We start from the raw sequence: 14273 nt of genomic DNA on the forward strand, positions 1-14273 counted from the left end.
CTCGACACAATTAATGTAGTGGGACTTGGGGTGACTGGCAAGTCTTTTTTTATGCACTCATTAAATAAAGTGCAGGACTCTGCATTTTTTCGTTGCAAAGCTCTGCACTTTTATTTTGCAATAAACAGGTGTGGATATTCCAAAAAAAATGGTTTAGTTTTATGGCTGAGTTTTATTTTTTTCTTAAATAAATTTTTTTGTTCAAGTATCAAATATCACCATTTAAAATGTGCTGAAATAGATAGGAAATGCAGTCTAAAAAATCACTAAAAATCAAATTCGTCACCAATCCGCCACCAACAGCTAATTTTTTTCTATATCAATAATATCCCATAAAAAAGACCATAAAATCCTCGAATCATCAAGATTTATGGTCAATCTTCTTAGCGTCCCAGATTGGAATCGAACCAACGACCTACAGCTTAGGAGGCTGTCGCTCTATCCTACTGAGCTACTGGGACATAAAAATATTCTACAGAATATAATTATAGAATTAATTGGTATGAACGGTCAAGACATATGAATGCCAAATAAAAAATCCATCCCCCTGTTGGAAAATGGATTGGCATTAAAATGGAAAAGCCACAATTGCCGTAATACCCTAAGAAAGTTTAAAACCACCACTCCTCAAAGTGGGTGTTTGCAGAAACGTTCCTGTATGTCCTTCATGTCGCCATGGACGAAGACCTGCCATTCCAGTTTCAATGTTAAACTCCCTATTTCAGCTCAAAGGTTAAACTTTATTATGATTACGAACAATGTAGCTTGTATTTGTATACTACATGATTGAATCGAGGAAATCAAATGTAAAAATCATCCAAAATGTTGAACTTTGTCATTTGATTTTTCGGATAAAATGGGGTGTAGCTTCAAACCCCAATGAAACAGCAACCATTCATGTAGATACGAGGGAATAATGTCGAAAAATATTTCGAAAGGCTAGATTCTTGAATACATCCGCTCATCTTGCAAAATACTAGATAAAAAAGTAATGAGGAGATAGGAAATGAAACCCAACAACGAACAACTAACTTCAGCTGAAATGGGAAAGCTTTGGGCGGTTTATATGGGGAACACAATGGCTATTTGCGTGTTAACCTATTTTCAAAAACATTGTCAGGATCCTGACATCATGGAAATCTTAAAAAAAGCAAAAAGCATTAGTCAAAAAATTATCGAGGACATTACGAAGATATATTATAAAGAAAACTTCCCAATTCCCATTGGATTTGATATCAAAAAAGATGTAAACATGGAAGCCCCTAGGTTGTTCGCTGACGAATTTTATCTTCATTATCTAAAGTATACGGCGAAAGCAGGGCTAAGTCTTTACTCTACAGCGATCCCAATGATGATCCGACCAGACATAAGGGATGCGGTAATCAAATTCGATCTGGACACGGTCAATTTTTTAGTTGATTTAAATGAAACATTAGAAAAAAAGGGCTTTTTAACGAAACCACCGGTTATACCAATCCCGAAAGAAGTAACTTTTGTAGAAAAACAGAGCTATTTAGCTGGATTTTTTGGTGACGTTAGACCTCTCCATGCTTTAGAAATTGCACATCTTCAAGATAATCTTGAAAACAATGTAGCAAGTAAAGGACTATTGATGGGATTCAGCCAAGTGGCAGAGCGTAAAAAAGTGAAGGAATTTATGCTCCGTGGTAAAGAGATTACCATGGACCATATTAAAGATTGTTTGGCAAAACTTCATGAAGAAAATTTGCCAGGGCATCCCTTACTTGATGATTTAGTCGAGGCTTCGACGATTCCACCATTCTCAGATAAGCTAATGACATTCCATAAAATCGATATGTTCTCGATGAAGATTCGATCCTATGCGAATGCAATGTCACTAAACGGCAGAAGAGACCTTGGAATAATGTTTAGTAAATTCATTTTGGATATTGGGCGTTATGTTGAAGATGGCGCTAATATTATGATTGATGAGGGATGGTTTGAAAAACCGCCACATGCTGTTGACAGAAAAGCACTTGCGGATAATGAATAACAAAAAAGTCAGGCACAGGGCCTGACTTTTCCGTTTAAGGTAATGTAATTTCAAAAGGTTCGAACGTAATTGGTTTAGGGATTTTAGTAGCCTTAAATTTGACATCTTTAGTCTTTGTCGCTTCAAATTCCTGCGTGAAAAGATTCCCTTTAATTCGTTTCGCAAAAGGATTGTCTTGGAACGATAAATCCTTACCATCCTTTGATTCTAACCATGTTCGATTCATCGTTAAGTTATCGTCAAATGGGAACTCACTATGCAATTCAAAATATACAACGGTTTTATCATCAAGAAACTCAACATCCGTTACTGTTATTTTTCCTACCTCGCCTTGGTCGAGCGTTAATGGAAGTGTTTCATTTAATGAAACAGATACATCATCAACAGCTCCCATACCCATAGGAATCTTGTAAGGTAGAATCGTCAGCCTTTTCACTCCATCTTTAATTGGCGTATAAAGATAATCAAGGTTTGCAACCTCAACTCCGTCGATCTTATCGCCATGCCCACTGCTAGAAAGACTTCGTAGCACTCTACCCTGCTCATCGATCATAGCAAAATTTAAATCCAAATATGGGTCAATTTTTGTATTATTTGGATCCGATTTTATTTGAATCGCTAAATCTGTCCCTGCTGGACCGAGCTTTATAGTCTCAACAGTCACTTCTGCATCATAAATAACATTTGTTTTGTTAAGTTGAATAACTGTCACTTCATTTGATTGCTTCACCGGAAATTCAAATTCCCAATTCCCCGGTATTAGCCCAACAGCATCAATGATGACCTTCATATCAAACTCTTCCGGCAGATCTTCAGTCGGCTTAATATCCATGACTATTTCATATTTAGATGGGTTAATAAATTTTCCAGAGGTACCTGCACTAAAATTAATCTCTTGCCCATTTACCAAAATGGTCGGTCGCTCGAAATCTCCAATTGCAAAGAGGGACTCATGGGTCATGCCAAATGTTAGCCGAGTCCCATCATAAAAAATTTCATTCATGGTTAGTTTCACACCATTATCTTTTGCTTTCTGGTTAACGACTTGAGTAAGCCCACTTTTTCCTGCGATTTGCAGCCCTTCATCACTGGACTCATTGAAAAACGTTCCGACTAAAGGAATTTCAGACGCAACCTTGGCTAATGTCGGTGAAAAAGTAGCCGACCCTAAAAACAGGATAAAGGCTGCAGCAACTGATCCGATGGTTGTTAAGATTATTTTTTTGCGTCGTGGTTTCTGCTTATTGTTTTCATTTATTGTTTGTAGAATAATGCGATCAAGCTTCTCAACGGGCACATGAATCTTTTCGAGTTCTTTATTAAATTCAGGGTAATGTTTACTCATTCACAATGACCTCCTTTAATTGATCTCGCAATAGGGCAATCCCACGGTGTATATTTGTTTTCACAGTTCCTTCTGGACAATCAAGAAATTCAGCGATTTGCTTGATTGTGAAATCCCTGTAAAATCGTAAAACTAAAACGGTTTTATATTTTTCATCTAATCCTTTTATGGCGTTCAATAAGTCGGAATCGGCTTCCTTATCTGTGTACGAAGGAGCCTTGCTTTCAAGGAAATCTCGTTCCATAGGAATCACTCTTTTTTTCCTGCGAAGCTGATCAATCGCAGTATTAATTAAAATTCGAGTAATCCAAGTTGAAAAATATGTATCATTTTTTAAATCCTTAAGCGAGGTGAGGGCCTTATAAACTGTTTCCTGGAACACCTCAAGTGCATCATCCTCATTTTTCATATACAAATAGGCCATTTTATAAAGCTTCGTTTTTTCGGTATCAATTAATTCCTGAAATGCACGGTTATTTCCCTTTTTTGCCTTTGCAACCAGTTTACTGATATTCAAAACTCTTCCTCCTTTCATCTATTAGTTAGAGAATTGAGTCATACAAAACGTTTCAAATTTAAAAAGGATTTTAGTCGTTATTATCGAAATACATATAAATCTTATCATTTTCAAAAAAGGGCGGAAGATAAAAATGACAGAAACACATCTATTTTTGTTTGGGGGAGGACCTCCTTTTACTGATAAATTAGGGGAACAGTTTGCGAACCTTTCTGGAAATCAGACTGCTAAGATTGCGATTTTATATCTTGAGCGACCAGGCTGGCAAGAATATATGCCGAGCTACACGAAGGTTTTAGAAGAAAATGGAGTGCGTGATTTTTATTATTTTGCACTTTCGGAAAAACCAACTCATGACCAACTGGCTCAGCTTGAAACATGCAGCGGGATCATTATTGGCGGCGGGGTAACCGAGCTTTACCATACTTATATTGTCGATACTCCCGTAGGTGATATCATTCGAAAAATGTTTGATGAAGGCGTTCCTGTTGCTGGATTTTCAGCGGGAACTTTAGTCTCCTGTGAACATTGTGTTATCTCACCAGAAGATGCGCTGCAACAAGAACAGCTATATTTACTAGGCTTAGGCTTGTTAAAAAACTGTGTCATATCCGTCCACTTTTCAGAATGGAACGAAGAGAAGAACCTGATTGAGGCGGTTTCAAAAATGAATGTTCCTGGCTACGGAATCGATGAAAACTCTGGGATTTATTTTAAAAATGGACAGTTGGTCGAACACGAGGGAGGTGAGCCTCATCTCTATGATTAGACAAGCGGTGGGGGCAATTGTCTATAAGGATGATCAAATTCTCCTCGTTCAAAAAATAAAAATCGGTTCGGAAAAGATACCAGGTGAGTGGGATTTCATTAAGGGTGGAATTGAAGATAGTGATGAATCACCTCGACATGCGATGCTCCGTGAACTTAAAGAAGAAACCGGTTCAACTGATTTTTTAATTGCAAAGGAGTTTGAAGAGAAAATTTGTTTTGCTTTTCCGGAAAAAATGAAACTGAAAATTGGGTTTGAGCGCCAAGAGACAACGATGTTCTTGGTTGAATACACAGGTGTTTTAGAGAATTTGTCCCCGATGGATGAAGAAATCGCGGAACTTCAATTTCTAACGAAAAATGTGGTGTTGGACAAACTCACTCACGATGATACCCGAAGTTTTTTTATCAAATATCTGTCCTCACTTAGCACAAAATGACAGGATGGAAAAACGATTGGCAGATAGAATTGAGGTAAGGAGTGAGGGAGAATGAGTTGGCTAGAATCATTACAAAATGCAATTGATTTTATGGAGGACCATTTGCTTGAGGATGTGACAATCGAGGAAATCGCAGGGCATGCGAATGCATCACCGTTTCACTTTCAACGCACGTTTTCGATTTTAACAGACATCACAGTGGGCGATTACCTCCGTCGCCGCCGGTTAACACTTGCAGCTGAGGAATTAACAAAAACTGAAACAAAGATTATTGATCTAGCCTACAAATATGGCTACGACACTCCCGAGGCTTTTACAAAAGCTTTTCGGAAGCAGCATGGTGTAACGCCAAGCGACGTTCGAAAGGGGATTGGAAAGCTGCAATCTTATAGCCGCCTGGTCATCCAGGTGAGTTTGAAAGGAGCAGATCCAGTGAAGTATCGTATTGTTGAGAAGGAAGGATTTAAAGCAGTAGGTGTTAAGCGACATTTTTCATGTGTGAATGATGAACATCTCAGTAGGATTCCGAAGTTATGGGACGAAGTGAATACAGACGGTACCTGTGATGCCTTGATTCCACTGAATAACGGCGAAATAAATGGGATTTTGGGAGTCTGTGTGAGTGAGCCAAACGTCAGAGCAATCGATTATTGGGTTGCGGTGGAAAATGTAGATGGCGAATCAGGAAAGTTTGACGTATTAGACATTCCAGCATCAAAATGGGCTGTATTCGAGGTTCATGGCGCAATGCCAAACGCAATGCAGGATGCGTGGAAAAAAATCTACTCAGAATGGTTCCCATCAAGTGGCTATGAGTATGCCGGGACAGCTGAGTTCGAACTGTACCCAGCTGGAAACGCATATGAACCTAATTATTACTCGGAAATTTGGATACCGGTGAAGTAATGTGAGAGCCCCAAGGAGATTCCTTGGGGCTCTTGTTATTGGGCTATTTGAGATAGTGGCAGTAACTAAAAAGTTGATTCTAAAATTTGGGTAATGTATGTAAAAAAAATAGTCGTCAGGACAATTTTTGGCTGATAATCCAAAAATATAGCTAATAAATGCGATATATAGCTAATAAAAAAGATTTTCAGACAATAATTTGACTTTCTGGTTAGTAGCTGAAAGTTTAATCCAACCCACGAACATTACGATTAGACAGAAATTTTTGAAAAACATATAATAGAAACAGAAACTGAGGTGACTCTTATGAATCTACTTTATCAAGAATACGGCGATACGAGTGCGCCTCTAATGGTCTTTCTGCATGGTGGTGGGGTGAGTGGCTGGATGTGGGATAAACAGGTACAGTATTTTTCCCAATACCATTGCCTCGTTCCAGACTTACCTAGTCACGGGAAAAGCATTGAGATTCCTTTTTCAATCAAAGACAGTGCAGAAAGAGTTATATCTTTAATTGAAGAGAAATCAAATGGTAAGAAAGTAATCCTGATAGGATTTTCCCTAGGTGCTCAAATTATCGTTCAGCTTCTAAGTATGAAACCTGACTTAATTGATATTGCAATCATTAATAGTGCCCTAGTAAGACCGATGTATTATGCGAAAAAGTGGATTCGTCCGACTATCAAACTATCTGTTCCGCTCATTAAAAAAAGATGGTTTTCCAAACTCCAAGCAAAAACATTATATGTCGGTGACGATTATTTCGAAAGATACTATGAAGAAAGCTGCCAAATCACTGCCGACGCTCTAACAAGTGTCTTAGAGGAGAACATGTCGTTCACAATCCCAGCTGATTTTGAAAAAGCAACCACTAACATATTGGTAACTGTTGGTGATCAAGAAAAGTCTATTATGAAAAAATCAGCCAATGACATCGTAAAAGCAAACCAAAATACTAAAGGTGTCCTTATTCCAAACATGGGTCACGGGGTTTCGATGGCGATGCCGGACTTTTTCAATAAAATGATTGAAACATGGACCAATGAAGGTGAAGTACCTGTAGAATGTAAACCAATAAGCTGAGGAGGACCAAATGAATTTAACACATATCCGTCTGTTAGTAGATAACTATAAAGAATGTTTTATATTCTACCGAGACATACTAGGTTTTGAGGTTTCATGGGGAGACGAAAATTCCCGATATGCCGATTTTACCGGTATCGGTGGGGTAAAGCTTGGTCTTTTTGAAAGAAAACAACTGGTGGAAGCGATTGGTGCTGAATATGTACCATTAGTAGAGAATCAAGATAAAACAACATTGATTTTTAAAGTGGAAAGTGTTGAGGATACATATGAAAAAATGAAAGAGAAACTTGAGTTTATTACACAGCCGCATGAGCAAGTGGACTGGATGCTAAAGGTTGCACATTTCCGAGACCCAGCCGGCAACCTCATTGAAATCTACGAAAATCTTTAAATACAAGAAGGAGAGCTGACCATGCATTATGGCTGGGTTGTGGTTTGGATTACGTTTGTTGCAGTGTTAATTGCAGCGGGGATACGCTCCATAACAGGAGTTATTTTGATTCCGCTCGAACAGGAATTTGATTGGAGCCGTTCTTCCATTTCATTTGCATTTGCCATTAACCTTATACTATATGGTATATCAGGACCGTTCATTGCTGCAGGACTTGAGAGATTAGGTGTTCGCAAAATCATGTCCTATTCGATGGTCCTGTTAGTTATCGGGTTAATCACTAGCCTCCTTATGACACATATTTGGCAGCTTCATCTCATCTGGGGAGTCGTTATTGGCATCGGTTCGGGCGTGTTTTTATCCGTACTTTCCGCAAATATCGCAACGATTTGGTTTGAAGAAAAGCGTGGAATGGTGCTAGGCTTGCTTATGGCTGCAACCGCGGCGGGGCAAATGATCTTTCTACCGCTCCTATCATTTTTAACGGAGGAATATTCCTGGCGGGTGGGAATGACTGTGTTTATAGGACTTGGTCTCCTGATCACTCCGATCATTTTAATCTGGATGAAGGATCATCCGCGGGATAAAGGACTTCTTCCGTACGGTGCCACTAAGGAGGAGACAAAAACTGAAAATAAAAAGAACCCCATTCTATCAGCCTTTGAGGTGCTTTGGATTGGAGTGCGATCTGGCCCTTTTTGGTTATTATCGGGCAGTTTCTTCATCTGTGGCTTATCCACGGCAGGACTTTTAGGTACACATTTTATTCCAGCCTCAACCCATCATGGAATTCCCGAGGTACATGCAGCGAGTATATTCGCATTCATGGGTATCTTTAATATTATTGGAACGATGATCGCCGGGTGGCTATCTGATCGATTCGACAACAGGTGGCTGTTATTCTGGTTTTATGGACTTCGTGGTCTATCATTACTCGTGTTGCCTTACGCACTCCAGATGCAATCCTATGTAATGCTCATCGCATTTGCCGTATTCTACGGACTGGACTGGATTGCTACTGTGCCACCAACAGTAAGACTTGCAGCCGACTTTTTCGGGAAGGAAAATGGACCCATTGTATATGGATGGGTATTTGCAGCACACCAAATCGGATCAGGTGTTGCAGCGTATTTAGGTGGCTACTTCTATGATGTCTTCCATAGTTACACCATCACGTTTCTATCGGCAGGAGTCCTTTGCATTGTCGCAACATTATTCGTTATAATTATAAAAAAACAAGCTACCCTCATCGCTCAGAGTCCTCAGATGACAGTAGATAAATAAGGAGAGACTCTATGAAACTTTGTCTGCATTGTGAATCAGATATGCTAGTGAAAAAGAACTTTTTTATGTTCAAAATTCCAGCTGCTGTTTTATTGCTTTTAGTTCCATACGGATTCGTTATTTGTTGGCTACCATTTTTAATACCACCAAACTACGCATGTAAAAAATGCGGAAGAGAGTTTCGAAAAGTAAAAGAGGTAGACTGGCTTGAATACGAAAAAATGAAGCAGGAAAAAGAAGAAGGTAAATGACATGATGTATGTTGGGGTTGTCTTTGCTCTAGCACTCATACGTTGGGAACAAAATGAATTAAATCTTTAAACCTTTCTAGTAGAAGTAATTATTGTATGTATCTTCATTTTTCTTTTCAAGTTAATCGTCTTTTATTAATAGATGGTTTGGAATGAATCAATTGGGAATGTTGAATTAACAAGGTTTAAAGTTCAAGAAAATAGTAACAAAACAACGGAAGCCATCTACCCCCGTTGTTTTTTGTTTTCCGCAATCGATTGTTTAATCAAAGCCTTGCTGCACATAACAATCCCAGTCAAAAACGCTGCAAGGGTGTAACCAAAGGGCAAGTAAAAAAAGCAAATCAGGGTTGAGACAAACAACCAAATCAACCAAAAGAGTAGCTCTTTATTCATGAGAGGCGTTCACTTTTTCTGCATCGATAATGTGTTCACTTATCACTTTCGCAAGTGCCTCAACCGTATTTTTTAATTCCTTCATATCATTATCGACTCCACCGATTTCAATGAGAATGGAGTTCTCCGCTAGATCTTGATTATATACTCCATTTCCTTGATTCAGTCCCTTCGCAACCACACCCCGACTAATTCCAGGAAACTGCGATTCGATTGCCTTGTCTAGAGATTCAGCTAATGCATAACTTTGTTCAAAATGACTACTTGCTTTTCCGACAACAAAAAAGACTTTTGCATATGGTTTATTGTTGATTGAAACAGTTGTCACATCTTTTCGCATACTATCACGGTGTAGATCGATTAAAAAGTCAATATCAGAGTTACTTGCCATTGCCGATTGAACGATTCCTCGTGAGATTGCATAAGATTGGGTGGTATCCCAGCCTTTTTTCTTCAATTCCTGTCCAATATTCGTAGTATCAACAACAGAACCAATTCCGTATTTTTCTAGCTCCTTACCAAGTAGGTCGCCAACAAGTGTAATGTTTGTTTTAGAGTCCACCGCTTTATTCATATCAGGGTCGCCTGTAAGCCCAAGAAGCGGAAGGTAGGATTCATAACTATGTGAGTGATAAATAAGCACCTTTCTATCGGTTGCTAGATTGACTGGTGGTGTTTTCGGATCTTCCTTATTTAGTTCTTCCAATTCCTTCTGCGCCATTTCCCTTTCCTGCAGTAAATCATCTAAAGGAGGTGCTGATTCGTATGGAAGATTGGTATAATTTGTGCCATCCCTAGAAATCAGAATTTCGGTATGGTACATCGATAATCCAGGGAGTTCATTACCGAAAAAACTTCGTAAATCCCCATACTTAAATTGAAGGGTTGATTCTACCAACATTTTGGTGATAGATTCTGGTTCTTCACTTAAGGTTTGTCCGAAATAAGCATTCTCAAATCCAAGCAGTTTAACAAAAGCATCGGTCGGAAGAGTTCGAATGTTACTATCAAATTGACGAAAATTAATCCATTCTTTTTTAACAGAGGATATGCTTGAAGCAGCTACGAAACATATGAATACCGTTAAGATAAACATAAAGGCAATTCTTGAAATAAAAATTGGCCCATATTCAGTACTTTTCATGATATCCGTCCTTTATGTCTTTTGGACATATATATGAGGAAGAGGACCAAAATAGAATCTTTCAAATGAAAAAAGCATGGTGCACCCATGCTTTGTCTATGTATCTTATTTATCTTCTCTTAACAAATACTCATTTCCATCTTGATCATAGAAGGAGAACATCGTGCCGAACGGCAATCTCAGCATTTCCCCGACCTTTACGTCATTTTGCTTCATTTTTTCATAAGCTGCATCAATGTCAGTAGTGCTGAAAAGAACGGATGGATGTGAAACCTTTGATGGGTCATGCTGTTCCATAGCCGCCTTTGAATATAGAACCAATGTTGTGAACTCATCTTCACCACTAGGTCCAACCTCAATCCAGAAAAAGTCAGGCCCCATTGGTTGTTCCAACTTTAAAACAAAACCAAGTTTGTTGACCCAGAAGTCTTTAGCTTGTTCTTGGTCTTCGACATAAACCGTAATTTTTCCAATTTTATTAATCAATGTTATCACCCATTATCTTTAGATTGTAAAGATTTACTCTTTAATGTCCCTCACCGTTACCGAAATTACTACCCGTTACATCTGCCATATTTTCGATTGCAATTAATGCACTTGGGTCAATTTCATGTGCAATTTCCCTTAGTGTAGAGAGTTCAATCCGGCTGACGATTGTATAAATAATTTTTCTGGGTTCATTTGTGTAGGCCCCTTCACCATGAATAAAGGTAATTCCACGACCTAGAACCTTGTTCAATTCAGTAGCAAGCACATCAGGCGTGTCTGAAATAATCGTTACTGATTTTAATTCCTCGATACCTTCAACCACAATATCAATCATTTTAAACGCGATGTAATAAGTAATAATGGAGTACATGGCTGTTTCCCAACTGAATACGAGTAAGGCAGCAAGGATAAAAATAAACACATTCATGATCATAACCGTTTGTCCAACAGACACTGGGCGCTTCTTACTCACAATGATGGCCAAAATTTCAGTACCATCCAATGCCCCACCAGTCCGAATGACTAACCCGACACCTGTACCTAAAATAACCGCGCCAATCACTGTTGCTAAAAATAAATCATTTGTTACAGGTTCAAAATGATGTAAATACGCAGTAAATGCTGATAAAACTAAAACTCCAAATAACGTATGTAAAGTAAACTTTGTTCCCATTTTTCGATATCCAAGAAACAGGAACGGGATATTTAAAACAATCAGAAAGATACTCATCGGAACACCAAATATCTTTGATGCTATGATGGAAAGACCAATTACCCCACCATCCAAAATATTATTTGGTACTAAAAAAAGTTCCAACCCAAAGCCCGCGATAAGAGCCCCGATGGTAATCATAATAAGCTGTTTAATCTCTGTTAACACCCGTTTTTTCTTTGTTTTTACCACAAAAACCAAGCCTTTCAATTTCAAGATAGAATTTCCTTTTTAATATTACCATAAATCATAGGTTTGCTTACAATTTTAGAAGGAAATTACTACCTTTATGTGGAAAATAGTATAAAGATTAGTTGTGCAAGGGGTGGGGTATGGGAGATTACACTAGAGAAATTAGAAAATGAATTGGAAATAGACTTTTCATTTTGGTTGGTTCTACAATAATCGTAAAAGACCATGAAGATAAAATCCTTTTACAGCATCGGTCAGATACTCACGAATGGGGTTTGCCAGGTGGTGCAATGGATCCTGGAGAAAGCCTTGAGGAGACAGCGAAAAGAGAATTATTCGAAGAAACTGGACTAGTTGCCAAAAAATATAAACACATTGATACGTTATCTGGTAAGGAACTTTACTTTAAATATCCAAATGGTGATGAAGTCTATAATGTGATCGCGTTATTTATAGCAAGTGAAATAAGTGGTGAGTTAAAAGCAAACGATGGAGAAAGCTTAGACCTTCGATTCTTTTCAACAGAAGAAATTCCAAACAATTTGGATGAGAGGGCAAGGATCATTATAGAGAAGCATTTGAAACAAGGAGCAGAATAAATGAACCAAATTGACAACTTTGAGGAGTACGAGGATCCGTTTCTTTATGACAAAGAAAACGATTCTTTCCAAGACGACGTTAACTTTTTACAAAAATGGGCTACAAAAGTGAGCGGCCCAATCATTGATTTAGCGTGTGGAACAGGTCGAGCAACCATACCCCTGGCACAAGCGGGACACTCCCTTATTGGGGTAGATATACATAATGGCATGCTTACTCAAGCAAAAAGAAAAACAGAAACGACGACCCTAAACATCGAGTGGGTTGAACAGGATTGCACAAAGCTTCAATTAGGTGTAAAAAGTCCGTTCATTTATATGGTAGGAAACTCTTTTCAGCATTTTCTTACGAACGAAGCTCAAGACCAATTGCTTCAATCCGTGTATAACCACCTTGAAAAAGGGGGGATATTCATCTTCGGTACGAGGTTTCCAAGTCCAGATGAATTGCTTCAACCTTCTACTGAAGAGTATTGGCGAAGTTACAAGAATGAAAACGGAAAATTAGTAGATGTGTACACGATTAGTAACTATAACACGATTCAACAGGTTCAACACTACATAACCATTAGAAGACAAAGAGATGCCTGTGGCAAAATGATGGATGAAAAGAAAACCAATATCAAATTGCGATATGTATTCCCACAAGAAATGGATAGACTTCTAAAAGGAAACGGATTTGAGATAGTAGGAGTTTACAAGGATTGGAACGAAACACCGCTGACAGAAGACAGCCAGCAAATAATCTATGTATGTAGAAAGGCTTACGAGTAATAAATAGAAATATAGTGGGTTATTCAACAAGTTCTTTTTTGATTAGGTATCTTATTAAGCCCACTTCGATAGATTTTAAAACTATTTTTTGACACAACATTCCTCAATATTAGAAATTTTATAAGACCATCAAAAAGGAAGTGGCATAGTGGTCATTACGAAAAAGTTAGCACAAGCCTTAGAAACATCTGAAATTGAGGTGTTGAAATCAAGACTAACGGCGATCCAAGCAATCGAAGGAAATCCAATGGGCGTCGAAATTAAACAGTTTGGAAGGGCAACAGTCTTTTCAGTTAAGAACATTCCAGGGCCTTCTTTCAATACGGTAAAGGGGCTATCAGATGGAGATGAAAAATTCATAGAACCAATCCTACACTTTTACAAACAAAAGGACATTCCGGTTCGATTTGAACTTACACCCGGTCATGTTTCTTCAGAATTACTTACGCACCTGAGTAACAAAGGACTGTATCAACATGACTTTCATACAACTCTCTATTCAGAGCTTTATCCATTACCTGAGTCTGAAAACCTTTCCAAAGTCACAATCCGTGAATTAAAAAAGGATGAGTTCGCTTTGTATGCCGAAATGTATACAAAGGGTTTTGGGATGCCTTCATTCTTAAAAGATGGTGTCGCTCAAAATAATCAAGTTCTATACAACGATGAAAATTGGACTTTCTTTCTTGCATGCATTGAGGATGAACCTGCTGGAATTGGGGTTTTATTTTCAAAAAATGGCATTGGTACTCTCGCATCCGCGACGACCTTACCAGAATTTCGTAATCAAGGTATACAAACAGCACTAATTAAGCAGCGCATGCAAAAAGCGCTGGAACAGGATTGTAGGTTATTTGTGGGTCAGGCAAAATTTGGCTCAGTCAGCCAAAACAACATGGAACGAGCAGGCATGAGAATAGGGTATACAAAAGCAATTTGGAAAATGAACTAAAGGAGAGATAAAA

16 protein-coding genes, 1 tRNA gene and 1 other RNA gene are annotated in these 14273 nt (G+C 38.4%); 11 read left to right on the top strand and 7 right to left on the bottom strand.

Going from position 1 to position 14273, the window contains the following annotated elements:
• Window positions 1-387: 387 nt before the first annotated feature.
• Window positions 388-461, bottom strand: a tRNA-Arg gene (locus tag DZB84_RS16015).
• A 114-nt stretch (window positions 462-575) separates the two neighbouring features.
• Window positions 576-770, bottom strand: a non-coding RNA gene (gene ssrS / locus DZB84_RS16020) — 6S RNA.
• A 236-nt stretch (window positions 771-1006) separates the two neighbouring features.
• Between ssrS and DZB84_RS16025 the strand changes: the two genes are divergently transcribed.
• Window positions 1007-2014 (top strand): DUF3231 family protein, encoded by a 1008-nt coding sequence (locus tag DZB84_RS16025; RefSeq protein ID WP_116353288.1) that lies wholly within the window; start codon window positions 1007-1009, stop codon window positions 2012-2014.
• 34 nt (window positions 2015-2048) lie between these two features.
• On the opposite strand, the gene DZB84_RS16030 is transcribed toward DZB84_RS16025, so the two are convergent.
• On the bottom strand, window positions 2049-3359 hold the full coding sequence (locus DZB84_RS16030; RefSeq protein ID WP_116353289.1) for a DUF4179 domain-containing protein: 1311 nt from the start codon (window positions 3357-3359) through the stop codon (window positions 2049-2051).
• Window positions 3352-3894, bottom strand: coding sequence for a sigma-70 family RNA polymerase sigma factor (locus DZB84_RS16035; RefSeq protein WP_116353290.1), 543 nt, complete (start codon window positions 3892-3894; stop codon window positions 3352-3354). Before DZB84_RS16035 ends, DZB84_RS16030 begins: the two co-directional genes overlap by 8 nt.
• 115 nt (window positions 3895-4009) lie before the next feature.
• Here DZB84_RS16035 and DZB84_RS16040 point away from each other — a divergent pair, with 115 nt between their 5' ends.
• The 7 genes from DZB84_RS16040 (at window position 4010) to DZB84_RS16070 (ending at window position 9002) form a co-directional block, all read left to right on the top strand.
• Window positions 4010-4645: a Type 1 glutamine amidotransferase-like domain-containing protein gene (locus DZB84_RS16040; protein ID WP_116353291.1), complete on the top strand. Its 636-nt coding sequence runs from the start codon at window positions 4010-4012 to the stop codon at window positions 4643-4645.
• Window positions 4638-5084 carry an NUDIX hydrolase gene (locus tag DZB84_RS16045; RefSeq protein ID WP_116353292.1) on the top strand — a complete coding sequence of 149 codons (447 nt, stop codon included), beginning with the start codon at window positions 4638-4640 and terminating at the stop codon, window positions 5082-5084. Before DZB84_RS16040 ends, DZB84_RS16045 begins: the two co-directional genes overlap by 8 nt.
• 51 nt (window positions 5085-5135) lie before the next feature.
• Entirely contained in the window at window positions 5136-5990 is an 855-nt protein-coding gene (locus DZB84_RS16050) for an AraC family transcriptional regulator (RefSeq protein WP_116353293.1), read from the top strand.
• A 306-nt stretch (window positions 5991-6296) separates the two neighbouring features.
• Window positions 6297-7073, top strand: a complete 777-nt coding sequence (locus DZB84_RS16055; protein ID WP_116353294.1) for an alpha/beta fold hydrolase — start codon at window positions 6297-6299, stop codon at window positions 7071-7073.
• 10 nt (window positions 7074-7083) lie between these two features.
• A complete protein-coding gene (locus DZB84_RS16060) occupies window positions 7084-7467 on the top strand; it encodes a VOC family protein (RefSeq protein WP_116353295.1) in 384 nt (127 codons plus the stop codon).
• A 21-nt stretch (window positions 7468-7488) separates the two neighbouring features.
• Window positions 7489-8751, top strand: a complete 1263-nt coding sequence (locus DZB84_RS16065; RefSeq protein WP_116353296.1) for an MFS transporter — start codon at window positions 7489-7491, stop codon at window positions 8749-8751.
• An 11-nt stretch (window positions 8752-8762) separates the two neighbouring features.
• Window positions 8763-9002, top strand: a complete 240-nt coding sequence (locus tag DZB84_RS16070; protein ID WP_116353297.1) for a hypothetical protein — start codon at window positions 8763-8765, stop codon at window positions 9000-9002.
• A 388-nt stretch (window positions 9003-9390) separates the two neighbouring features.
• Here the strand turns inward: DZB84_RS16070 and spoIIP are convergent, their stop codons facing one another.
• The 3 genes from spoIIP to DZB84_RS16085 form a co-directional block, all read right to left on the bottom strand.
• Window positions 9391-10542 carry a stage II sporulation protein P gene (spoIIP, locus tag DZB84_RS16075; RefSeq protein WP_116353298.1) on the bottom strand — a complete coding sequence of 384 codons (1152 nt, stop codon included), beginning with the start codon at window positions 10540-10542 and terminating at the stop codon, window positions 9391-9393.
• 105 nt (window positions 10543-10647) lie between these two features.
• A complete protein-coding gene (locus DZB84_RS16080) occupies window positions 10648-11028 on the bottom strand; it encodes a VOC family protein (protein ID WP_116353299.1) in 381 nt (126 codons plus the stop codon).
• A 40-nt stretch (window positions 11029-11068) separates the two neighbouring features.
• A complete protein-coding gene (locus DZB84_RS16085) occupies window positions 11069-11953 on the bottom strand; it encodes a YitT family protein (protein WP_411266272.1) in 885 nt (294 codons plus the stop codon).
• Between the two features lie 155 nt (window positions 11954-12108).
• On the opposite strand from DZB84_RS16085, the gene DZB84_RS16090 reads away from it, so the two are divergent.
• From DZB84_RS16090 to DZB84_RS16100, 3 genes are all read left to right on the top strand, one after another.
• Window positions 12109-12534, top strand: coding sequence for an NUDIX hydrolase (locus tag DZB84_RS16090; protein ID WP_223254484.1), 426 nt, complete (start codon window positions 12109-12111; stop codon window positions 12532-12534).
• Window positions 12535-13308 (top strand): class I SAM-dependent methyltransferase, encoded by a 774-nt coding sequence (locus DZB84_RS16095; RefSeq protein WP_189655269.1) that lies wholly within the window; start codon window positions 12535-12537, stop codon window positions 13306-13308.
• A 148-nt stretch (window positions 13309-13456) separates the two neighbouring features.
• Window positions 13457-14260, top strand: coding sequence for a GNAT family N-acetyltransferase (locus tag DZB84_RS16100; protein ID WP_116353300.1), 804 nt, complete (start codon window positions 13457-13459; stop codon window positions 14258-14260).
• Window positions 14261-14273: the final 13 nt, after the last annotated feature.

The sequence above is a fragment of the Bacillus sp. HNG genome, assembly GCF_003400205.1.
Classification (GTDB): domain Bacteria; phylum Bacillota; class Bacilli; order Bacillales; family Bacillaceae_L; genus Ferdinandcohnia.

Coding starts and splice junctions, on each gene's coding strand:
- DZB84_RS16025 (WP_116353288.1), top strand. CDS start 1,007: ATGAAACCCAACAACGAACAACTAACTTCAGCTGAAATGGGAAAGCTT.
- DZB84_RS16030 (WP_116353289.1), bottom strand. CDS start 3,359: ATGAGTAAACATTACCCTGAATTTAATAAAGAACTCGAAAAGATTCAT.
- DZB84_RS16035 (WP_116353290.1), bottom strand. CDS start 3,894: ATGAAAGGAGGAAGAGTTTTGAATATCAGTAAACTGGTTGCAAAGGCA.
- DZB84_RS16040 (WP_116353291.1), top strand. CDS start 4,010: ATGACAGAAACACATCTATTTTTGTTTGGGGGAGGACCTCCTTTTACT.
- DZB84_RS16045 (WP_116353292.1), top strand. CDS start 4,638: ATGATTAGACAAGCGGTGGGGGCAATTGTCTATAAGGATGATCAAATT.
- DZB84_RS16050 (WP_116353293.1), top strand. CDS start 5,136: ATGAGTTGGCTAGAATCATTACAAAATGCAATTGATTTTATGGAGGAC.
- DZB84_RS16055 (WP_116353294.1), top strand. CDS start 6,297: ATGAATCTACTTTATCAAGAATACGGCGATACGAGTGCGCCTCTAATG.
- DZB84_RS16060 (WP_116353295.1), top strand. CDS start 7,084: ATGAATTTAACACATATCCGTCTGTTAGTAGATAACTATAAAGAATGT.
- DZB84_RS16065 (WP_116353296.1), top strand. CDS start 7,489: ATGCATTATGGCTGGGTTGTGGTTTGGATTACGTTTGTTGCAGTGTTA.
- DZB84_RS16070 (WP_116353297.1), top strand. CDS start 8,763: ATGAAACTTTGTCTGCATTGTGAATCAGATATGCTAGTGAAAAAGAAC.
- spoIIP (WP_116353298.1), bottom strand. CDS start 10,542: ATGAAAAGTACTGAATATGGGCCAATTTTTATTTCAAGAATTGCCTTT.
- DZB84_RS16095 (WP_189655269.1), top strand. CDS start 12,535: ATGAACCAAATTGACAACTTTGAGGAGTACGAGGATCCGTTTCTTTAT.